The following is a 22911-nucleotide window of genomic DNA, read 5'->3' as shown; positions in this document are numbered from 1 at the left end:
TGTATATAAAAATTTAACCGTTATTTTTTTATCCTTAAGCGCTCGAGTAAACTAAAATCTGGTTTTACGTTTATAGTCTTATAAGATTGATATAAGACCATTCCCGGCCGGGCACCGGAAGCTTTCCATACGTTTTTTTTGGCAGTATAGTCTACAGATGCCTTATCCGAATTTTTCTGGCGTGAAAGAGCTGCGGCTATTACTGCTGCCTCTAAAATAGTATTATTAGGCACCTCTTTATTCCCAGATTTTATAAGAACGTGGGCTCCGGGTCCTTTTGCATGAAGCCAAATATCTGACGGGGTAGACAGCCTAAGTGTAACGTAATCGTTTTGCCTGTTATTGCGCCCAGCATATATTTTAAACCCATCAGAGGATAAAAATGAGGCAGGGGCCGATACCTGTTCCTTTGGCTTAGCATTTTTTCTGCCTTTTTCCTGAGCCTTTTTCTCCGGTATAAAACCTTCCTTTATAAGGTCTGAAAGGATTTCTTCAAGTTCATCAAGAGTATCTACGTTGTCTACCGAAGTATCTACGTCAAGTAAAAAATCAAGCTCTGACGCAGCTTCATCCATATGCTTTTTAGATAACGTACCTGCAGTTTTTAATTTGTTGTATTTTTTATAATATTGCTGGACGTTTTTTTGAGGAGTCATAGTAACGTTTAGAGGGATTTTTACATCCTTCATATCATCGTAGTAGTTTTGAACGGTGACAGAAGGCATACCGCGCTCTATTCTAAAAATATTTGCTGTTATTAAGTCCGCATATTCTTTATACGTAAGAGCGTTTTTAGAGTCTTCATAAGTTTGCGAATGAATGCCTAAAAGCTTCTGAGTTTTTTCTATGCTCTTTTTAAGATGTTTTTTTATATATTGTTTTTTAACCGATATAGCCTTTTTCAGCTCTTTGTCGTGGAAAAACGTATCGAGCATTTCGTTAGCGCTGTCAAATTGATTGGCCATATCTTGCCCTGTTGGAAGGGACGTAAATGTCTTTAAGGAATCAACCGGAGAGGTACATATATAGGTTTTTACGCCGCCTTTTTTAAGCTTCTTAAAAAAAGATACTAGATCGTCGGCCAGTTTTTCTTCCTGTTCTTTGTTTATATTGCTTTCATAAAAATTAATTCCTATGCTGCTGCTTAAAAGAGCCTCGGCACTTGCGGGAGAAATGCCCTGCAGATTTAAAGATATGTGCTTAGAAAGGCTTTTTACGCCGCGGGAGGTTATTATATCTAAAAAATCTCCTTTTGACATTAAAAACGGGTCTGCTTTTTGCTGCGGTGGCAGTTCGTAAGTAAGGCCGGGCAGCATCTGGCGGACGCGGCTTGTGTCGAATGTTACGTGCTTTAGACAAGAGAGGACTTTCAAGTTTTCATCCGTTATTATAAGGTTGCTATATTTACCCATTAATTCGACAATCAAATTTAAATTTCTGTATTCATATAGCTCATCTCGTGCAAGTATCTTAAAGGTCACTATCCTTTCCAGCCCGGATTGCTCTATATCTAAAATAGTTGCTCCGATTAGATGTTTTCTTAAATACATGCAAAAAGAATAGGGAGTTTTAGGATATTTTGCTTGAAAACGGCTTAAGTTGATTCTAAAGTCATTTGCGTTAGTGGATATAATTAGGCGGTTGGCTTCGTCGCTTATGCGCAAGAAAAAATGGACTTCATCCCACCTGGGCTGAAAAATCTTGTCTATTTTTGCATCTTTAATTTTATCTTTTAATTCATTAACCGCCAAAAAAAGAGTAATTCCGTCAAGTGCCATTTATTGTTTTTAAACCCGCCTTTAAAAAAACTATATTTGTATTATAAACGTAAAAATAACGCTTTTAAAGTAGAATTCTTAAATATTTTACCTAAAAGTTGTATAAAAACAAAATAAAGCTAAACAATATAATCTATATAAATCTTGAGGTGCGTAAATTGAAACGGAAAGTTTTTAAAAAAATAACAGGAATATTATTTTCATTAATCATCTTAACAGTATACATGCTGCCCGGTGTTCAAAGCGTATTATCTTTGCCAAACGAAATATATATACCAGACGGGTCAGAGAAGGTATTTGAATTTAACCTGCCTGTAAACGTAGAGATTTCGGGAGATAGTGTCGGAGTACTTGAGATAAACGGCACATCGCTTAAAGAACAAAACGAATATAGCTTAAACGAACCGCTAACCATCACAGCACAGGCAGAATCTTCTGCCGACATATCGCTTTCACTTTTTGGTTTAATCAAATTAAAGGACATAAAGATAGTTACAAGCGAAAGCAAGAGCATAATTCCAGGCGGGATAGCTATAGGAGTAGCGCTTTATACCCAAGGTGCGGTAGTCGTCGGCATGTCTAATATAAATGATATGGATGGAGATTCAGTTAATCCTGCTAAAAGCGCGGGGCTTTTGACCGGAGACGTTATAACTGAAGTGAATGGTACTGAAGTAGAAGATTCAGATCAATTGTCCGAGCTCATAGGGGAGCTTAACGGTGAGGCGATAAAAATGACTGTAACTAGGGAGTCTGGCCAAAAAGTTATTACGGTAAAACCCGTTAAGGACTCAAGCGATGGGAAATACAGGATAGGGGTGTGGGTCCGTGACAGCACTGCAGGCGTTGGAACGCTTACATACTATGACCCGGGTAATAACACTTTTGGCGGCCTAGGACATGCAATAACAGATGTCGATACTGGCATGCTCTTAACTGTCAAACAGGGTGAAATAGTTAGGTCGAGGATAGTAGGCGTGACAAAAGGTGAGGAAGGAGTGCCAGGAGAATTACATGGGACATTTAATTTGGCTGAAGAAAAACTGGGCAAAATAATTAGTAATACAGAATTTGGAATTTATGGGCAGGCTTATGATACAATAGAAAATGAACTATACAATACTCCCGTTTTAGTTGCGACTCACGATGAAGTTGAAACAGGCCCGGCAACAATACTTTGTTCTATTGACGATAATGGTATACAGGAATATTCATGCGAGATAATAAAGGTCAACCAGCAGAGTGTTCCGTCGCAAAAAGGTATTGTAATTGAAGTTACGGACAGCAGATTGATAGAAAAAACAGGCGGTATTGTGCAGGGTATGAGCGGCAGCCCTATTTTGCAAAATGGCAAGATAATAGGGGCAGTTACCCACGTTTTTATCAACGATCCGCTTAAAGGTTATGGAATGTTTATAGAGTGGATGCTAGGAATATCATCATAGTGATAATTGCTAGACAACATTATTCTTTTAGTGATATAATTGTGAACGTGAGATACAATTACATAATGAGGAGATGGAGAAGAGACGTGAGTGGGACTTACAAGGTTGTTATAACAGACAATAGCTCTGATTGCGCTAGAAAGATAAGAGACACACTATCGAAAAATAAGAGCATTAATGTAGTAGGACTTGCTTCTGATGGTAAAAGCGCCATTGATATCATTTCAAAAGAAAATCCTGATCTGCTGATACTTGACATGCTCTTACCCAATTACGATGGTTTTGAAGTACTGGAAAAAGTAAGGAACAAACTAGCATATAATAGGGCAAAAGTGATAATCACATCTGCACTGAATATAGACTTTATAATGAAAAAGTGTGAGGAGGCAGAGGTGGATTATTTCTTTCTAAAACCCTTAAAGTTGGATCTATTAGAAAGGCGTGTAATCGAGATCCTTGAAGAATGTGATGAGTATACGAAAGATGAAAGTTTTGAAAATTATACGAATACAAGCATAAAAGAACGTTCTTCCCAAAAGAAAAAATCACAGGTTGTAAACATACTCTCTCAATTGAATTTTAAAACTACACTTTTAGGCTATGAATATCTAAAGACTGCACTGTCACTTACGTTATCGGACAGGAGCTATATCTATAACATGACGACAAAACTTTATCCGATAATTGCTGAAAAATATTTAACTACAATTTTTAATGTAGAAAGGAACATAAGGCATGCAATAGAAGTAGCATGGAGCAGAAGTAACATAAACGTAATAGACGAAATGTTTGGATATACAGTTGATGTTAACAGAGGAAAACCCACAAATAAAGAGTTTATAGCTATGATAACAGATAAAATAATAATAGAAAATCAGATAGTGGAATAATAATTTTGATAAACATATTAAAATCATATAATACAAATGGTTTGCATATCTTTAAGACGAATATATATCTAGGGGCAAAGGCGTTTGTATTATATTTTTTTTCGAAAAATAAAAGAAGAAATATTAAGCAATAAACTGCTCTTTACCTTGGTGGCATTTGTTGGACTAACAGGTGTGGCAGCCGGCGTATTCACGGTATTTGGTTTTGACCAGTGGTTAAAGGAACAAATAATAGAAAACATTTCAAATATCATATCGAATTCTAGCTGAATTAAGCCTGAATATACTTACTATATTGCTATACGCGGTATTTAACGACGTATTTTTTTCTGGCACTTTTAATTTCATCTTTAAATCCATTTTTAATTCCAGTTGGCTTTATTTCGTTTTTAATTAGAGGGTTTTATATAGGCCTTGCATTTGCTATAATATTAATAAGCTGTAAATGGTTTTTAATAGCCGAAGTATTGATTTTTGTTATAATATTTTTTACGTTTATAGTACTTACGGCAAGATGCGCAAATATGGGGCTGATTAGGTTTAAAAACCCAGTAAAGAATAAAAAAATATTTGTTTGCTTAGGTCAGCATTTAAAAGCCATGATGCCGGTTATTATTTTTACGGTTTTTATAAATATCATAAATGTGATGCTGGTATATCTTACTATAAAAGTATTTTATTAAGAGGGAAAAGCGATGTCAAAAGTAGTATTAATAGTTTTAGATAGTGTAGGAATAGGCGCACAAAAAGATGCGGTAGAATATGGAGATTTAGGCGCAGATACTCTGGGGCATTTATTTGAAAAGGTTAAGGGTGTTTCTATCCCTAACCTTATTAATTTGGGACTTGGGAACATAGACGGAGTAAATATACCCTATAAGTCGGACAAGCCTCTTGGGGCATACGGAAAGAGCGCCGAGAAAATAAATGCCAAGGATACGACGGGTGGCCACTGGGAAATAGCCGGGCTTACTTTAAAAAAACCTTTTCCGGTCTATCCTAACGGCTTTCCCAAAGATGTCGTATCAGCGCTTGAAAAAGCATTTGGGAGAAAGATACTCGGTAATTATGCTGCATCAGGAACTGAGATTATAAAGATACTGGGAGAAGAGCACACAAAGACGGGGTACCCTATAGTTTATACTTCGGCGGACAGTGTGCTTCAGATAGCTGCAAATGAGGAAGTAATACCTCTTGAAGAACTATATGGCATGTGCAAAAAAGCAAGGCAGATAATGACGGGCGAGCATGCCGTTGGAAGAGTCATAGCCCGGCCGTTCATAGTTAAGGACGGGAAGCCGGAGAGGACAAAAAACAGGCGGGATTTTTCGCTGGAACCGCCGGGTAAAACTATGCTCGATATCCTGTATGAAAACGGATATGAGGTTATTGGGATAGGAAAAATAGAGGATATCTTTGCTAAACGCGGAATAACCAAGTCAATTCATACAACTGATAATAAATCCGGAACGGATACTACAATACAGCAAATGGAGCAAGAAGGAAGCGGGCTTATATTTACCAATCTTGTAGATTTTGACATGCTGTATGGGCATAGGAACAACGCCTGCGGTTATGCAAATGCTTTAATGGATTTTGATAAAAGGCTTCCGGAGATAATGAATGCACTAAACAATGATGATATACTGATTATAACAGCAGATCATGGCTGCGACCCTACAACCAGCAGCACAGACCACAGCAGGGAGTATATCCCGATACTTGTTTACGGGAGAAAAGTTAGCCCTGGGGTTAACTTAGGTATAAGAAGCACATTTGCGGACATATCTGCTACAATACTTGAATTTTTCAATTTGCCTACGACAGGTGAGGGCACTTCGTTTTTAAGGCAGATTTTAAAGGGGAAAAATAAATGACAAGAGAAAGAATATTAAGCGCGTATGAATATTTAAAAAGTATAATTAAGGTAAAACCTGATGTTGCGATAATTTTAGGCTCTGGCCTTAACTCTTATGCAGACACTGTGAAAGACGCAAAAATAACTAACTACAGTGACATACCGGGATTTCCGGTATCTACTGCGCCCGGGCATAAAGGCCGGCTCATATTCGGTAATATTGAAGGAAAGAACGTAGTATTGATGCAGGGCAGGTTCCACTGCTATGAGGGGTATAGCGCGGAAGAAACTGTTATCCCTATAAGGGCTTTTATAAAACTTGGCGTTAAAAGCATAATAATAACAAATGCTGCCGGAGGGATAAACGAAAATTTTAACCCGGGGGATTTGGTATTGGTTAAGGACCATATAAACTTTACATCCCTAACGCCGCTTAGAGGAAAGAATATGGACGAGTTCGGCGAGCGTTTTCCGGATATGACATTTGCTTACGACAGGGAGTATATGGATTTGTTTGTTAAAAAGGCAAAAGAGGAGAACGTAGTATTAAAGCAAGGTGTTTATGCCATGATGCTGGGGCCTTCATATGAGACACCCGCTGAAATACGGGCGCTTAGGACTTTGGGAGCAGATTTAGTGGGTATGTCTACCGTACCGGAGGTAATAGCTGCAGCTCATGCAAAGGTAAGGGTAGCCGTTATATCTTGCGTGACGAATATGGCAGCGGGCATTTTGGATAAGCCGCTTACGCATGAAGAGGTTATTAAGACGGGCAAACAAGTTTCCCTTGATATGTATAAGTTATTCAATGTTTTTTTAAAAGATATATAGTAATTTAAAGAAAGGGCCGTTTAAGGCCTCTTTTTTTATTTATAAAAGGTATTTTTTAAGCATATATATTTATAAAAATATCTTTTGGAGTGTTTTATATGAAAAAACCTATTTGTGTTTTATTTGTAATAATATTTTTAGTAGTTTTCATAGGTAAAAGTGCATATGCCGCCGAAGATGAGCAAGTAATAAGCACTGTGGATGAGGCGCCGGTTGAGATGCAAAGCGAGGCATATATTCTGATAGAAGCTTCAAGTGGGAAAGTATTGTTTCAGAAAAACGCAGAAGTGGCCATGCCTTGTGCAAACGTTATTAAGACGTATTTTATACTGATGTTTTTGCAGGCTATTGACGAAGGCGATGTGACAGCCGACGATGAAGTCACTATAAGCGAGCATGCGGCGGGTATAGGCGGTTCTACTGTATTTTTAGAAAAAGGGGAGACTTGTAAAGTAGGAGACCTGCTTCACGCAGCCATAATAAATTCTGCCAATGATGCCATAGTAGCGCTTGCCGAAAAGCTATACGGAGGGGAAGACGCCTTTATAAAAGTTTTAAATGACAAAGCAAGTGAACTTGGGCTTACCGGTACTCATATAGTGAATCTGACCGGAAATGATGTAGACGGGCAAACTACGACAGCGGCGGACATGGCGAAGATATCAAGTATGCTTGTTAAATATTCACTGTTCTTTAAATCCAGTACGACTTGGCTGGATACGTTTACACATGAAGACGACCGTATAACCCAGATAGTCAATTTAAACAAGATGATAAGGAATTACGAAGGCTGTGACGGGATAAAGACCGGCTTTTCATCAACGGCTGGGCAGTGCCTTGCATCTACGGCAAAGAAGGGAAACACTAGATATATTTACGTAGGGCTAAATGCACCGGATTCAACTTCAAGATATGACGACGCTAAAAATGCATTCAACTATGCCTTTGCAAATTACTCTCTTAAGACAATTGTAACTGAAAACCAGATAATCAAAAAAAATGTCTCAGTATTTGGAGGCTCAAAGGACATATTAAGCATTTATGCTAGCAAAGGATATAGCCTTCTCCTTAAAAAAGATGAGGAGGCCAACATAGAGACGAATATAGTGATAGAAGAAAAACCTACGGCTCCGATAAGCAAAGGGCAGGTAGTTGGGCATATAGATATAACACAAGACGGGCAAAGTATCGTAACGATAGATATCGTAGCCGGAGAGGATATAAGCGTAATAAATTATTCTCAAAGCCTTATGAAAATTCTTGCAGACTGGTTAGGCATAAACACTACATCCAGTTAGTTTAAGCGAATTGACACTCCCGAAAATAATGTGTTACAATGGTTTTGAATTTCAACTTGAAGGTTTAGGGAGTATTTTTTAAATGGATTATTGGGGAGAGCTAAATATTAACGATGAAGGACATTTGGTATTAGGCGGATGTGATGCCGTTTTGCTAGCAAAAGAGTATGGAACACCTCTTTTTGTAATGGATGAAAATAAAATAAGAGAAACTTGCCGTTCTTACTATAAAGTCATACGTGAAAAAGGAATAGATGCTTTAGTCGCGTATGCGAGCAAGGCATTCACTAATAAAAGTATGTGTAAAATAGCTGCCCAGGAAGGATTGGGGTTAGATGTCGTCTCCGGGGGAGAGCTTTATACAGCTGTTAAAGCTAAATTTCCTATGGAGAAGGTTTATTTTCACGGCAATAACAAGACAAAATCAGAAATCGCAATGGCAGTTGAACACGGCGTCGGCAGGATTGTTGCAGATAATTTTGAAGAAATCGATCTTATAGATAAGATAGCGGGCAGATTTAAGAAAAAGGTAAATATACAAGTTAGAATTAAACCGGGCATAGAAGCCCACACTCACGATTATATAAAGACAGGGACAGATGATTCTAAGTTTGGCCTTGGCATTAAAGACGGACAAGCTATACTGGCAATAAGGCAGGTATTGGATTCAACGAATTTGGAATTTGCAGGGATACACTGCCATATAGGTTCGCAGATTTTTGAGCTTGAACCGTTTAAAATGGCTGTCGATGTAATGACGGATTTTATACTTAAGGTAAAAGACAAATTGGGTGTCAAAGTCAGTGAAGCCAACCTAGGCGGCGGATATGGGATACACTATCTAGCTGAAGACGAGCCGTTATATCCATACCAGTATGTTGAAACGATTGTAGAAGAACTGATTGAGAGCTGTAAAGGCAAAAACATTGACATACCAAAAATGGTTATAGAACCGGGGCGTTCTATAGTCGGCGAAGCGGGAACAACACTTTATGAAGTTGGCTCTGTCAAAGAGATACCAGGTATAATAAAGTACGCAAATGTAGACGGGGGTCTTGCAGATAATCCGCGCCCTGCACTATATCAAGCTGAGTATACGGCAGTTGTCGCAAACAAGGCTTCTGAAAAAAGTGAGGAGAAGATATCGATAGCAGGAAGGACTTGTGAATCCAGCGATATCCTTATAAAAGATGCATTTTTGCCAAAAGTTGAGGCAGGGGATATTATAGCCGTATTCTCAACCGGAGCATATAATTATTCTATGGCGAGTAATTACAATAGGCTACCTATTCCGGCTGTCGTATTGGTTAAAGACGGGAAGTCTGATTATATGGTTAAAAGGCAGACTTATGAGGACATAACGAAACTTGATGTAATATCGAATTGGCTTAAATAAAGCGAGGGAATTTTAATGTTATTTAGTGGTTTAGATATAACGGAGATGCTATACCGCATACCGGGGATATTGATAGGTCTTTCAATACATGAATGCGCCCATGCTTGGGTTGCATATAAGGCCGGAGACCCAACTGCAAAAAATTTGGGCAGGATGACTTTGGACCCATTAAAGCATATAGACCCGATAGGGTTTTTTATGCTTATTTTGGTAGGCTTTGGGTGGGCGCGCCCCGTAATGGTATCTAAAAGAAATTTTAGAAAACCACTTCGTGACGATATATTGGTCTCCTTAGCCGGCGTTGTTGCAAATTTTATTACTGCGTTTTTGTTAACAGGCCTTTACGCTGTTTTGCTTGTCGGATTTAGCGTAACAAACGAGATCGTTATGAACTTGGTACTATATGCCATTTTGATCAATTTAGGGTTATGTTTCTTTAACTTGATACCCGTTCCGCCACTTGATGGATCTCATGTATTCAAGGATATATTTGGAAGGTTTTTTCAGCGCCAAGTTTTGGATGATGTTTGAAAGATACGGATATTTGATATTGCTCGTATTATTGTTTACTAATGCGATAAATACACCGCTCTCTTATTTGGTTATAAATTCATTAAAGCTGTTTTTTAGTATTTTTGGTATAGGTATATCTTTAGGTTAAAAGATTAATTTTAAAAGAAGGTCGCTTATGAGCTACAGAGTTAAACTATCTCAGTTTGAAGGCCCGCTTGATTTATTGTGTCATCTGATAAGTGCAGCAAAAATACGGATAGAAGATATTTTTGTATCGGAAATAACCGAGCAATATCTTTCGTATATGCAGCAGTTGGATGAAATCGATATGGAACGTGCCAGCGAGTTCATGCGCATGGCTGCTAATTTAATATATATAAAATCACGGTCCTTGCTTCCAAACTTAAAAGTGGAGGAAGAAGAGGAAATAGACCCGGAACAGGAGATAATCGAAAGGCTCAGGCAGTATAAGATATTTAAAGAAGCCGGAGAACATATGAAGCTGCTGGAGGGCGAAAACCTAGGATTTTATTATAAGTACGCAGATGAGTTGTTTTTAAATACAGAACTTAACTTAAACGGCCTTAGTATAAACGATTTATATCAGGCGTTCATAATAGCTTTGGCTAATATGCCGGACAAAGAGGAGCAAAGTGACCCGGAGGTAAAGATTACGCGAGAGACATTCAGTGTCAGGGAAAAGGAGAGGAATATCCTTTGTATGTTTAAAACTCGCGGCAGGGTATCATTTTCTGAGTTATTTAATAATTCAAGTTCGAAACTTGAAATAGCGGTAACATTTTTAGCTTTGTTAAACTTAGTCTTTAAACAGGAGATAACTATAAAACAAACTGAAAGTTTTAAAGATATAGAAATTTCAATGCCGGAGAGCTTAAATGGATAAATCTATTATTAAAAACATAACTGAATCGATATTATTTGTATCAGGCGATACCGTTTTGATTTCAGACTTAGCCAGGCTGTTTGAGTTAAGCGAAGAGCAGATGGAAGAAATAGCCCTTGAAATGATTGAAGAAAGGGAGAATAGCCAAAGCGGATTGCTTATACGGCAAATAGACGAAGGTATACAGTTTTGTACAAACAGGATGTACTCTAAGTATGTGGAAGAGCTTTTGTCGCCTAAAAAGACGTATACTTTATCACAAGCGGCGGTAGAAACTCTATCTATAATAGCATATAAACAGCCGGTCACAAAAAGCGAGATAGAGGCTATCCGCGGAATAAGGTGCGATTATACTGTATCTGCACTTATCGACAGGGGCCTTATATTCGTATCCGGCAAAAAAGATGTGCTAGGCCGGCCAAATTTATACTCTACAAGTGAGGAATTCTTAAGGCATTTTGGCATGAAGGATTTATCAGAACTTCCTAAGTTAAAGGAAGCAGAATAAAAAGGTATTTAAATTCAAATTTTTGTCAATAATTAATCGTGAATGCACTTTTAAGGAAATGATATTATGGCCTTCATAATAATTGCGTTTACGGTTTTTTTAATTATAGTTTTAGCGCTTTTAAGTAATGTATTTATATATATAAGTTTGGACCTAAAGGGTTTAAACGTTATTGTAAAGGCGCTTTTTTTCGTTAGATTAAAGTGGACAGTTAGGCTAGAAAAAGAAGACGTTATTTTTAAATTAAACCTATATACAAAAAAAAAGAAACGAACTATTTTAACCCTTAAAAAATTAATAGAGAATATAAAAAATATTAAAAATGAAAAAATCACTGTAAGAAATGCCAGGAACCAATTAATTAAAGATATATTTAGTCATGCACACTTTTATATTAAAAGCCTGAAAATAGTTTATGGAGACGATGATGCAGCTAAAACAGTAAATGTTATTTCATTTATACGCATATTGTTAAATGTGCTTATAGGAGTTTTTTCGACATATACTTCTATAGAAATTCACAATTGTCGATTTTTACCGCAATTTCAAAAAAAATATTTGGATATGGATTTTAATTGCATAATTAAACTAAAAGCAGCTCATATTACTATTGCATATATCAAATATTTAATTAAAAGGCGGTGATAAATTTTGCATCCTATAGAACACATAATAGAAACCTCGATGGACGAAATCAAAAAGATGATCGACGTTAACACAATCGTTGGCGAAGCGGTTGTAGCGCCGGACGGAAGTACAATTATTCCTATATCAAGGGTCTGCTTTGGTTTTTTAAGCGGTGGTGGAGAATATGGCGAAAGTGCCAGATCGGCGGAAGAAGACGGTTCGTCTTTCCCATTCGCAGGCGGAGCAAGCGCTACTGTAAGCCTGCATCCAACGGCATTTTTAGTCACAAGAGGAGATACGATAAAACTGTTGTCTTTAGATCATAAAAATTTATACGAGAAGATAGTAGATATAGTACCTCAGATACTCTGCGAAATAAAGAATGCTTTTATGGAGGGTGACAGCAGAGTTAATAGCAAAAGCAGCTATAAAGAAGGCCATGCCAGAAATAGGGATTATGACAGAAATGATTTAGCGAATGATGCCGGAGACATTAGGAATAGTAGAAGAGAACGTAAAGATAACTTCGACGATTAGAATTTAAGGGTGAAAATAGTTTTATGAAGAAGAGAAGTACAAAAATTATCTGGCTTTTAGTTGCTTTTTTATTTACTATGTCTTTTGTTTTGCCATCTGCATCTGCTGTACCGCAAGATTTGGAATTGGATGGTGCTGCTGCGGTTTTAATGGAACAAGGCACAAACAGGGTATTATATGCCCAAAATGAAAACGAAAAACTGGCACCGGCAAGTACTACAAAAGTCATGACTTGTATTTTGGCAATAGAAAACGGCGATCTTGATAAAGTTGTCACTGTAAGTAAAAATGCCAGCGGAGTAGAAGGGTCTTCTATTTGGCTGTCCCAAGGTGAACATATAACTTTAGGTGACTTACTATACGGCCTTATGCTCTCTTCGGGTAATGATGCAGCAGTTGCCATAGCAGAAGAAATAGGCGGTAGCGTTGATGGATTTGTTGAGATGATGAACAATAAGGCAAAGGAAATAGGGGCTTTAAACACCAACTTTGCAAATCCAAACGGGCTGCCTGACGATAATCATTATACAACGGCATATGATCTTGCTTTAATATGCAGCTATGCAATGCAAAACGAGACTTTCAGGACCATAGTTTCAACGGAATATAAAGAGATATCCTGGGAAGGGCACGAATATTTAAGGGTACTTAAAAATAAAAATAAGCTTTTGTGGCAGTATGATGGGTGTACAGGTATCAAAACAGGTTATACCAAGTCTGCCGGCAAGTGTTTGACTTCGGCAGCATGCAGAGACGGCATGGGGCTGGTTGCTGTCGTATTAAATGACGGAGATCTGTGGGAAGATTGCAGGGATTTGCTTGATTATGGGTTTGAAAACTATAAACAATATAGTATAATAAATAAAAATGACTATTTAGGAACGGTAAATGTCAAAAATGGCACTTCAAAGGTTATAAATGCGTATGCCGGAGAAGACATTACATATCCTTTGACCGATGAGGAATATGGCAATATAAGCGTACAGATACAACTTGAAGACAGCGTTGATGCTCCGGTTGAAGCGGGGCGTAAAGTAGGCGAGATAACTATAAAACTAGGTGACGAAGTTTTAAGCATTATACCGATAACAGCAAAAGAGGCAATACCTAAAAATACGTTTAAATATAATTTAGAAAAGATACTCAATATATGGTATAATCATATATATGAATAATTACTGAGGTAAACGGATTGAGGTTAAATAAATTTCTGGCTGAAGCGGGGGTTGCATCCAGAAGAAAATGCGACATGCTTATCGATGAAGGCAAGGTAACGGTAAACGGTATTACAGCTTTAAAAGGCATGCAGGTCGATGAAGGAAAAGATGTTGTCGTTTGCGGGAAAGAGCGAGTGACACTTAGTGAAGAAAAAATTTATATCATGTTAAACAAACCGTTAGGTTATGTAAGTACATGCAGTGACGATAAAGGCAGGAATACGGTTCTCGATTTAATAAATATCGACGGAGTCCGCCTTTTTCCTGTTGGAAGGCTGGATTATGACACGGAAGGTATGCTTATAATAACCAACGACGGAGATTTTTCGCATAAACTTATTCATCCCAAATATGAGGTAAAAAAGACATATTATGCGGTTGTAGAAGGATTATTTACAAAGGAAGCCAAAGAAAAAATAGAAAAAGGGATAAGGTTAGATGGGGTACTAACTTCGAAATGTTCGGCAGAAATATTAAAATCATCTCCTAAATCATCTTATATTCTAATCACGATTTCCGAAGGCAGGAACAGGCAGGTAAGAAGAATGCTTGAGATTCTGGGATTTAAAGTATTATACTTGAAAAGGGAAAGTATTAGCTCTCTTACGCTTGGCGATTTAGCTGCCGGTGAATGGCGGTATCTTACTAAGAAAGAAATAAATATTTTATTAAATAAATAGTTTTAAAATTTATTAGGTGTTGAAATGAAGATTTTAATAACAAACGACGATGGTGTTTATGCTAGCGGCATCTTTGAAATTGCAAAAGTACTGTCTAAAGATCATCATGTTACGGTGATTGCGCCAGATAGGCAAAAGAGCGCATGTGCCCATTCGATTACAATGCATAAGCCTTTAATAATCCATGAGGTTTCTTTAAAAGGCCTTGATAATTGTGATTGTTACACTTTAAACGGTACTCCGGCAGATTGTGTAAAGATAGCGGTTGAAAGCGGGATGTTTGAGAAACCGGATATTGTGATTTCGGGAATAAATCAAGGCGCAAACCTCGGAACAGACGTTTTTTATTCCGGGACTGTTGGAGGGGCACTTGAAGGCTGTATGCATTCTGTAAGGTCTTTTGCATTGTCTGTGACATCGCATTACACGAGGTATTTGGACCAGGCGGCGGCCGTCTTTAACAAATTGCTTTTTCTTGATTATTCTTCGATACCCAAAAGTACTGCTATCAATATAAACATACCAGATATCCCGGCCGCTGAGATAAAGGGGATAAAGATAGTAAGGCAGGGCCAGGCCATATATTCAGACCCGATTATAAAAAGAGAGCACCCGTCTGGATACGATTATTTTTGGCTGGGCGGTAAGCTGCAGCATGAAATTCAGGAGGGCGTTGACATTGGCACAGTTTTTGAAGGGTACATAGTAATAATGCCAATGAAATGTGACGTTACGGATTACGATCAGATTAGTGCTTTAAAGGAGATTGCAGACAAGGTTTTATTATAATTTTAGAGGGAATTGACAAATGAAAAACGATAATATGGATCTTTTAAAAAAGCTAGACTATGATCTAGGAGACATGAGCAAAAGCAATAAGCAGATTGCTGCTTATATATTAGAAAATTACGATAAAGCAGCATATATGACTGCGGCAAAACTGGCCGAAGTTGTAGGAGTTAGTGAATCTACAGTCGTACGGTTTGCATGTATCGAAGGGTTTGAAGGGTATCCGGAATTTCAAAGCTCTTTGCAGGAACTTTTAAAGAGCAAGCTGACATGGGTCCAGCGCCTTTACTTAGCGCACCCGGAATTGCCGGAAATAACCATTAAGAATGCAATGAAATCCGATTTAAAAGCTTAAGCAAACTAAGCGAAGATATGAACATAGACGAAATAAAGAAGGTCTGCGATGCCATTTTATCTGCAAGGCGCGTCTACGTAATAGGGGTCAGGAGCAGCTTGCCTCTAGCACAGTTCTTGCATTATTATTTAAACCACATACTGGAAAACGTAACATTGGCTTCGCCGGCTGATGGTGATATATTCGGTTCGCTTATGTATGCTGATGAAAGGGATTTAATAATAGGCATAAGTTTTCCAAGATATTCAAAGACAACTATGGAGGGCATGCATTTTGCCAAGATGAATGGGGCAAAAACGATAGCGATAACAGATACGGAAGATTCACCTTTGGTTTCTTTTGCCGATACAACGGTTTTTGTAAAATCCAATATGAACTCGTTTGTAGATTCACTGGTAGCACCTATGAGCATATTAAATGCCATAATTGTTATGGTCGGGGTATCTAGGAAAGAAGAGTTAACTAAGTATTTTGATAAATTAGAAGGCATCTGGGCGGAAAAAGACATCTATACTGGAAAAAATCCAGGCGGTAAAACGAATGGCGAATAGGAAAGTCTGCGTTATTGGCGGAGGCCCTGCTGGAATAATGGCAGCATATTCGGCCTCTATATCTGGCAAGGATGTCGTTTTAATCGAAAAAAACGAAAAGATAGGTAAAAAACTTTATATAACGGGCAAAGGGCGCTGTAATATAACCAATTCTGCGTCTGTTGGCGGTTTCATTGAAAATACAATGAGAAACCCAAAGTTTTTATACAGTGCGTTTAATGCCTTTAAAAACAGTGATTTAAAAGACCTTTTAGAATTAAATGGTCTTTTTCTTAAGGAAGAGAGAGGCGGGCGTATTTTCCCTGTTTCAGACAAATCAAACGACGTTAACAGGGCTTTTGAAAGGATATTAAACGGCAGGGGAATAGATATATGGCTAAATACGAAAGTAAATGATATCACTTTGAATAAAAATGGCAATGTAAACGTGATATCAAATGGCGATAAGCATTTGTTTGACAGCGTTGTAATAGCTACCGGAGGAGAAAGTTACCCCTTAACCGGTTCGACCGGCGACGGGTATTTTTTTGCTCAAAAATTAGGGCATACGGTTACAAAAGGTATCCTTCATTGATCCCACTTACGAGTACCGAGAGTTTTATATGCGATTTAAGCGGAGTTTCTTTAAAAAATGTGGGGTTTACACTTTCGCAAAACGGGAAAAGCATTTTTAATGGCTTGGGAGAAGTATTGTTTACTCATTTTGGTTTGTCAGGGCCCCTCGTTTTAACTGCAAGTGCTTATATAAATTTTGCAAAACCGTTGAATATGAAGGCGATAATAGATTTAAAACCAGGGCTAGATGATATAAAGCTTAACAAGAGGATTTTAAGGGACTTTGAAGAAAATAAGAATAAGAACATAGAAAATGCACTCTTTAGTTTGATAATAAGGCGGTTGATCCCTGTTATTTTAAACAAGAGCGGTATAAACAAGGATAAAAAAGTAAATGAAATTACATTAATTGATAGAAAAAATCTAGTTAAAACGATAAAAGGTCTTACGGTTGATATAAACGGGACAAGGCCGATTAAAGAGGCGATAATAACCCGCGGCGGTGTAAGCACTAAAGAAATAGATGCTTCTACTATGAAAAGCAAACTGGCACAAGGCATCCTATTTGCCGGGGAGGTTATAGATATAGATGCACTCACCGGTGGATACAACCTCCAGATAGCTTTTTCAACCGGTTATTTGGCAGGCATTAACTCATAGATATTGTAACAGTTTAAAAAAGGAATTATAATAGGATTTAATTTAAAGCTCAAGGGGGTTTTAAAATGTTAGCAACGAGCAAAGAAGTTTCAAAAGCGGCTATTCAAATGGCCCTTACAGCTTCGCGGGAAGATGAGAAAAAGCTGCAGGCTGTATATACTGCTGACGATGTTAAGACAGCGGCTGTCGACTTTGGCGGTGAATTTATAGTTTCTGTAATGAAAATGATAGAGAGGACTGTTGTCGCAGCCAAAAGGGAAGGTATAATAGGCGATACCCACAGCGAAGAAGGAGCGATAGCAGGGGCGGCCAAAGAGGCTATTTCACAAATAAGCAACAAAGCACTTGGCTTAAATGTCGGAGGCAAAATAGGGATAGCCAGGTCCAGCGAGCATATTGCCGTATGTGTGTTTTTCGGCATAGGGCTGCTGCATTTAAACGAAGTTGCAATTGGCCTTGGGCATAGAGTGATATAAAGGAGTATAAACATGGGGAAAATAAACATAGCGATTGATGGACCTGCCGGCGCAGGCAAAAGCACTGCTGCAAAGGAGATAGCAAAACGTCTTAAAATCTATTATCTGGATACAGGTGCTATGTACAGGGCGTTTGCATATAAAGTTATAAAAGATGGGCTTGATACCAAAAATCATAATGACGTTTTAAAGACTCTTGAAAAAAGCGACGTAATAGTAAAATATATAGATGGCGAACAAAAGGTGATAGTAAACGGTGAAGACGTAACGCCATTTATAAGGACACAGCAGGTAGCACAGGGAGCGTCGGATGTGGCTGTTTTTAAAGAAGTGCGGGTTAAACTTGTCCATATACAGCGCCAAGTCGCCAAGGATTACGATGTGGTTATGGACGGGCGGGATATCGGAACGAATGTATTAACAGACTGCAAAAACAAGTTTTACGTAACCGCAAGCGCTGATGAGCGTGCGCGCCGCCGTTTTTTGGAACTAGGCGGAAAGGACTCGGCAAAGTCACTTGAAGTTATAAAGCAAGAGATAATAAAAAGAGACGAAAACGATTCTAACAGAGATTATGCCCTCTAAGGCAGGCTGAAGACGCATACTTAATAGATACTACAAATATGTCTGTAGACAGTGTAGTTGAGACTATATTGAATAAGATAAAGAGGTAAGAAAAAAACAATAATATGTTTACTTGGACGATTAAAATAATTTTTTATCCGTTGTTGTGGCTGTTTTTCAAACCCAAAATATACGGAACTAAGTTTTGTAAAGTTAACGGTGGGGTCATACTGATGTCTAACCATGTAAACTTACTAGACCCTATTTTTTTAGGCATATTTTTCAGAAGAAGAATATATTTCATGGCTAAAAAAGAGCTGTTTAAAAACCCGTTTTTAAGATGGCTGATAAAAATGTTAGGCGCCTTCCCGGTTGACAGGGGAAAGACGGACATAGCGTCTATAAAAAGGGCAATGGCCGTAGTTAAGCAAGGCAAAGTGCTTGGCATATTCCCAGAGGGAAAAAGGGTTAAAACCGGTGAGCTAGGTAATTTTGAGCAGGGGACAGCTATGCTGGCCATGAAATTAAAATGCCCGATCATTCCAGTTTATACAGATGGCAACTACGGTATTTTCAAACGCGCAAAACTGGTTTTTGGAGAGGCGTTTTATTTACAGGACGTATTTGGCCGTAAAGTCTTGTCTGAAAACCTAGGTGATATATCAAGTTATTTAAAGGACAAAATCCAAAAATTAAAAGATCAGGTGGTTTAAATTGAAAATCAATATAGCTAAAAATGCCGGTTTTTGTTTTGGCGTGAAAAACGCTGTTGATACTGTAATAAAGAATGCCAAAGAAGGCAAAAAGCTGTTTATCTACGGCGATATAATACATAACCAGCATGTAATAGATTATTTAAGCACCTTGGGCGTTAAAAAGATAGACGATTTAAACGGCTTACATAGGTTAAAGGGAGAGACTGCAGTTATAAGGTCCCATGGAGCTCCGCCCGAAGTTTACGAAGCTTTCTTAAAAGAGGGTATTGAAGTTATAGATGCTACATGCCCATTTGTCAAGCGTATTCACGACATGGTCAAGGCCGCTGAGGAAAAAGGGGTAGCAGTTATCATAGTCGGAGAGGAAAAACACCCTGAGGTCTTAGGTATTAAGGGCTGGGCAGGAGATAATTCCTATGTAGTTTATGACGAACAGGATGTAGACAATCTGCCATGTCTTGAATCCGCCGTTTTAGTAGCGCAGACGACTACGCCAAAGAGCAAATGGCTAGAGCTTTTGCCACTTATTAAAGAAAAAGTCTTAAATCTAGATGCTAATATGACAATATGTGAAACTACTGAGAGAAGGCAAGAAGAGGCAGAGAAACTTGCAAAAAACTCGGACGTAATGATTGTAGTTGGCGGCAAAAACAGCTCTAACACAAAAAGATTATATGATTTGTGCAAAAAATATTGCAAAAGGACATATCACATTGAAAATATAAACGAAACTGTACTTGAAAATTTACGGCGAACTGATATAATAAACATAATTGCTGGTGCGTCGACGCCAGATTGGCTAATTAGGGAGGTTTTTTTACGGATGAGCGAAAATGAAAACATGCTTGTAGAGACAGAAACGGTTGGCACAGAAGATACCGTAAAAGGGGAAATACAAGCAGAAGAAATGCGGGCTAATGAAGCAAGTGAAAGTGAAGGCCAGTCCGCAGATGGGCAGAATGAAACACTCAAATCAAGTGACGACAGTTTTATGGAGGAAGTTGAAAAATCCTTCGTAAAAATCAGGAGAGGACAATTCGTAATCGGAACCGTAGTCCAATTAACCGATGAAGAAGCGTTTGTAAATATTGGATATAAATCAGATGGAATACTAACTAAATCTGAATTTTCTGTAGACGGAAGCATAAGCCCCAAATCTATATTAAATGTAGGGGATGAAGTAGAAGTTGAAATCATCTCTTTAAACGACGGGCAAGGCAATGTGCTCTTATCTAAGAAGCGTATTGATGCCAGGGCAAAATGGAATGAATTTGCCAAAGATGCCGAAGAAGGAAAAGGCGAAAAGGAATATACATGTAAAATAAATAAGGTAATAAAAGGCGGGTTGCTCGGGAAAATAGAAGGGTACGATACTTTCATACCTGCTTCTCAAACGTCTCTTAAGTATGTGGAAGACCTAAAAGTATTTTTAGGTAAAGAGCTGTCTGTAGTTATTATCGAAATTGATAAGGCGAAAAAGAGAATAGTAGCTTCTCATAGAGCTATACTTAAAAAAGAAGAAGAAAAGAAGTTAGATGAACTGTGGTCCAGATATAGTAAAGGCGATCAGGTGACAGGTACGATTAAACGTATAACCGATTTCGGTGCCTTTGTAGATATCGGCGGTGTAGACGCACTGTTACACATAAAGGATATATCGTGGATAAATATAAAAAGCCCGGCAGATGTTTTAAGCGTTGGCCAGGTTATAACCACGCTGATATTATATGTAGATGTTCAAAGAAGGCGTATATCCCTTGGATTAAAACAGCTTTCACCTAAACCATGGGATTTGGTTGAAGAAAAATATTTAATAGGCAGCGTTATCGATGTCAAGGTAGTAAGAACTGTTCCGTTCGGTGCATTTGTAGAGTTAGAACCGGGAGTAGACGGGCTTATACACATTTCTCAGATAGCAAACAGGCGCCTTGAACGTGCCGAAGATGAAATTAAAGTAGGCGATATCGTAAAAGTAAAGGTAATGGAAGTTGACGCAAAGAAAAAGAAAATAAGTTTGAGCAGGCGTCAGCTTATTATAGAGGAACAGGAAAAAGCTCCTAAAACTGAAGAAAAGCATACTGAAAACGAAGAAAGGTATGAGATACCTCCAGTTAAGGAGATGACTGTTTCATTAGGAGATTTTTTTCCAAAAAATGACACAGAAGGGGAAGAATAATTTTTTAAAAAGTGGTCATAATTAATAATGACCTCACAAAATTATATTAAGACCCCCTTTATCACGGCCGCGGAAATGTCCGCGGCCACCCTTTTTTAAACGCATAAAAAGCTTTTAAATAAGGGGTTAATCTTTATAAAGTGACAAAGAAACAGGTCTAAATTGTACTTGATTTATAGTGCTTAAGAAAAGAAAAAAGCCTTTTAAAATTTGACAGTAATCTGGAGAACTGATAACATAAATAGGTAATGGTACAAAAAAATTAGGGAGAATTAGACATTGGAAAACGACATGATAACGAGAAATAAAAACTTTAAAGTATTGAATAAACAATGGACTGATTGGCGTTGGCAGCTTAAACACAGTATTAAAGATATCGATACTTTTGAAAAACTTTTGGGTATTAAATTTGATTCAGATGAGAGAAAGAAATTAGAGGAAACACTTGAAAAGTTCCCTTTATCTATAACACCTTATTATTTATCATTAATTGATACGAAAGATTATAAAAACGATCCTGTTTATAAACAATCCTTTCCAAATCCAAGCGAACTTATAATTAAAGAACACGAGATGAATGATCCGTTATCGGAAGATAAAGATAGCCCCGTTCCTGGGCTGATACACAGATATCCAGACAGGGTCTTGCTTCATATAAGCAATGTATGTTCTATGTATTGTCGGCATTGCACTAGAAAAAGAAAAGTCGGAGATGCAGAATATATCCCTAGTAAAGAAGCGATATTAAAAGCGCTGGATTATATAAAAAACAACTCTAATATCAGAGACGTTTTACTTTCCGGCGGGGATCCGTTTATGTTATCAGATGAATTTTTAGATTGGATTTTAACGGAAGTAAGAAAGATAAAACATGTTGAAGTAATAAGGATAGGCAGTAGGATGCCAGTGGTTTTGCCTTACAGGATAACAGACGATTTGGTAAATATGCTAAAGAAACATCATCCGATTTGGCTTAATACCCATTTTAACCATCCGCAGGAAATAACGCCTTCATCCAAAGCCGCACTAAAAAAGCTGGCCGATGCAGGGATACCTCTTGGAAACCAGTCTGTATTGCTGGCAGGCGTAAACGATTGCTCGGTCATTATGAAAAAATTAGTACATCTTTTAGTGCAAAACAGAGTACGCCCATATTATTTATACCAATGTGATTTATCAGAAGGATTAACACATTTTAGGACGTCTGTTGGCAAGGGGATTGAGATTATTGAGAACCTGATAGGACATACCAGCGGATTTGCCGTTCCGACATATGTTATAGATGCACCCGGAGGTGGTGGTAAAATCCCGGTTATGCCTAATTACTTGATTTCATGGTCTACTAATAAAGTTGTACTGAGAAATTATGAGGGAGTAATCACAACTTACAGGGAACCGGATTCGTATAAAGAAATATCCTGTAACAGGGACTGTGAAACCTGTAACCTCCAGTATGGCTATGATGAGGAAGAAATAAAGGCAATGGGCATAAGCAGGCTGCTGGCAGATTACGATAAGACGATTTCTTTAGTCCCTCGAAATAATGCGAGGTTTAAAAGGCGGGAAAATATCGAGGAATGACAGCGG

General features: G+C 38.0%; 23 protein-coding genes and 1 pseudogene. 23 read left to right on the top strand and 1 reads right to left on the bottom strand.

Annotated elements, in window-relative coordinates; translation table 11 throughout:
- Positions 1 to 20: 20 nt before the first annotated feature.
- Positions 21 to 1778: an NFACT RNA binding domain-containing protein gene (locus R2876_01335; protein MEZ4357265.1), complete on the bottom strand. Its 1758-nt coding sequence runs from the start codon at positions 1776 to 1778 to the stop codon at positions 21 to 23.
- A gap of 158 nt (positions 1779 to 1936) precedes the next feature.
- Between R2876_01335 and spoIVB the strand changes: the two genes are divergently transcribed.
- From spoIVB to ablA, 23 genes and pseudogenes are all read left to right on the top strand, one after another.
- Positions 1937 to 3223: a SpoIVB peptidase gene (gene spoIVB / locus R2876_01330; protein MEZ4357264.1), complete on the top strand. Its 1287-nt coding sequence runs from the start codon at positions 1937 to 1939 to the stop codon at positions 3221 to 3223.
- A gap of 86 nt (positions 3224 to 3309) precedes the next feature.
- Positions 3310 to 4113 carry a sporulation transcription factor Spo0A gene (spo0A, locus tag R2876_01325; GenBank protein ID MEZ4357263.1) on the top strand — a complete coding sequence of 268 codons (804 nt, stop codon included), beginning with the start codon at positions 3310 to 3312 and terminating at the stop codon, positions 4111 to 4113.
- Positions 4114 to 4197: 84 nt separating this feature from the next.
- On the top strand, positions 4198 to 4383 hold the full coding sequence (locus R2876_01320; protein MEZ4357262.1) for a hypothetical protein: 186 nt from the start codon (positions 4198 to 4200) through the stop codon (positions 4381 to 4383).
- Positions 4384 to 4808: 425 nt separating this feature from the next.
- Positions 4809 to 5990 carry a phosphopentomutase gene (locus tag R2876_01315; protein MEZ4357261.1) on the top strand — a complete coding sequence of 394 codons (1182 nt, stop codon included), beginning with the start codon at positions 4809 to 4811 and terminating at the stop codon, positions 5988 to 5990.
- Positions 5987 to 6802 (top strand): purine-nucleoside phosphorylase, encoded by an 816-nt coding sequence (locus tag R2876_01310; GenBank protein ID MEZ4357260.1) that lies wholly within the window; start codon positions 5987 to 5989, stop codon positions 6800 to 6802. Before R2876_01315 ends, R2876_01310 begins: the two co-directional genes overlap by 4 nt.
- Positions 6803 to 6900: 98 nt before the next feature.
- Entirely contained in the window at positions 6901 to 8100 is a 1200-nt protein-coding gene (locus R2876_01305) for a D-alanyl-D-alanine carboxypeptidase family protein (protein ID MEZ4357259.1), read from the top strand.
- 82 nt (positions 8101 to 8182) lie between these two features.
- On the top strand, positions 8183 to 9496 hold the full coding sequence (lysA, locus tag R2876_01300; GenBank protein ID MEZ4357258.1) for a diaminopimelate decarboxylase: 1314 nt from the start codon (positions 8183 to 8185) through the stop codon (positions 9494 to 9496).
- A gap of 15 nt (positions 9497 to 9511) precedes the next feature.
- On the top strand, positions 9512 to 10027 hold the full coding sequence (locus R2876_01295; protein ID MEZ4357257.1) for a site-2 protease family protein: 516 nt from the start codon (positions 9512 to 9514) through the stop codon (positions 10025 to 10027).
- 157 nt (positions 10028 to 10184) lie between these two features.
- The gene (locus R2876_01290; protein MEZ4357256.1) at positions 10185 to 10913 is read left to right on the top strand and encodes a segregation/condensation protein A; all 729 of its coding nucleotides are present in this window, start codon (positions 10185 to 10187) and stop codon (positions 10911 to 10913) included.
- On the top strand, positions 10906 to 11421 hold the full coding sequence (gene scpB / locus R2876_01285; GenBank protein ID MEZ4357255.1) for an SMC-Scp complex subunit ScpB: 516 nt from the start codon (positions 10906 to 10908) through the stop codon (positions 11419 to 11421). Before R2876_01290 ends, scpB begins: the two co-directional genes overlap by 8 nt.
- A gap of 147 nt (positions 11422 to 11568) precedes the next feature.
- Positions 11569 to 12066, top strand: coding sequence for a hypothetical protein (locus R2876_01280; GenBank protein ID MEZ4357254.1), 498 nt, complete (start codon positions 11569 to 11571; stop codon positions 12064 to 12066).
- Positions 12067 to 12072: 6 nt separating this feature from the next.
- Positions 12073 to 12585: a GerW family sporulation protein gene (ytfJ, locus tag R2876_01275; GenBank protein ID MEZ4357253.1), complete on the top strand. Its 513-nt coding sequence runs from the start codon at positions 12073 to 12075 to the stop codon at positions 12583 to 12585.
- A 23-nt stretch (positions 12586 to 12608) separates the two neighbouring features.
- Positions 12609 to 13760: a D-alanyl-D-alanine carboxypeptidase family protein gene (locus R2876_01270; GenBank protein MEZ4357252.1), complete on the top strand. Its 1152-nt coding sequence runs from the start codon at positions 12609 to 12611 to the stop codon at positions 13758 to 13760.
- 17 nt (positions 13761 to 13777) lie between these two features.
- A complete protein-coding gene (locus tag R2876_01265) occupies positions 13778 to 14482 on the top strand; it encodes a pseudouridine synthase (protein MEZ4357251.1) in 705 nt (234 codons plus the stop codon).
- A gap of 24 nt (positions 14483 to 14506) precedes the next feature.
- Entirely contained in the window at positions 14507 to 15271 is a 765-nt protein-coding gene (gene surE / locus R2876_01260; GenBank protein ID MEZ4357250.1) for a 5'/3'-nucleotidase SurE, read from the top strand.
- Between the two features lie 19 nt (positions 15272 to 15290).
- Positions 15291 to 15626 (top strand): hypothetical protein, encoded by a 336-nt coding sequence (locus R2876_01255; GenBank protein ID MEZ4357249.1) that lies wholly within the window; start codon positions 15291 to 15293, stop codon positions 15624 to 15626.
- 17 nt (positions 15627 to 15643) lie between these two features.
- Complete coding sequence (locus R2876_01250; protein MEZ4357248.1) at positions 15644 to 16177, top strand: MurR/RpiR family transcriptional regulator; 534 nt, start codon at positions 15644 to 15646, stop codon at positions 16175 to 16177.
- Positions 16167 to 17392, top strand: a pseudogene (locus R2876_01245) (NAD(P)/FAD-dependent oxidoreductase). Before R2876_01250 ends, R2876_01245 begins: the two are co-directional and overlap by 11 nt.
- A gap of 65 nt (positions 17393 to 17457) precedes the next feature.
- Entirely contained in the window at positions 17458 to 17868 is a 411-nt protein-coding gene (locus R2876_01240; protein MEZ4357247.1) for a HutP family protein, read from the top strand.
- Positions 17869 to 17880: 12 nt separating this feature from the next.
- Entirely contained in the window at positions 17881 to 18453 is a 573-nt protein-coding gene (gene cmk, locus R2876_01235; GenBank protein MEZ4357246.1) for a (d)CMP kinase, read from the top strand.
- Positions 18454 to 18557: 104 nt separating this feature from the next.
- Complete coding sequence (locus tag R2876_01230) at positions 18558 to 19145, top strand: 1-acylglycerol-3-phosphate O-acyltransferase (protein ID MEZ4357245.1); 588 nt, start codon at positions 18558 to 18560, stop codon at positions 19143 to 19145.
- A gap of 1 nt (position 19146) precedes the next feature.
- Positions 19147 to 21324: a bifunctional 4-hydroxy-3-methylbut-2-enyl diphosphate reductase/30S ribosomal protein S1 gene (locus R2876_01225; protein ID MEZ4357244.1), complete on the top strand. Its 2178-nt coding sequence runs from the start codon at positions 19147 to 19149 to the stop codon at positions 21322 to 21324.
- A gap of 291 nt (positions 21325 to 21615) precedes the next feature.
- Positions 21616 to 22905: a lysine 2,3-aminomutase gene (gene ablA / locus R2876_01220; protein MEZ4357243.1), complete on the top strand. Its 1290-nt coding sequence runs from the start codon at positions 21616 to 21618 to the stop codon at positions 22903 to 22905.
- The last annotated feature ends 6 nt before the right edge of the window (positions 22906 to 22911 follow it).

The sequence above is a fragment of the Eubacteriales bacterium genome (assembly GCA_041390245.1).
Lineage (GTDB): Bacteria > Bacillota > Clostridia > Christensenellales > JAWKQI01 > JAWKQI01.
The sequence above is the reverse complement of the archived record's forward strand: the minus strand, read 5'-3'. Positions and strand labels throughout refer to the sequence as shown.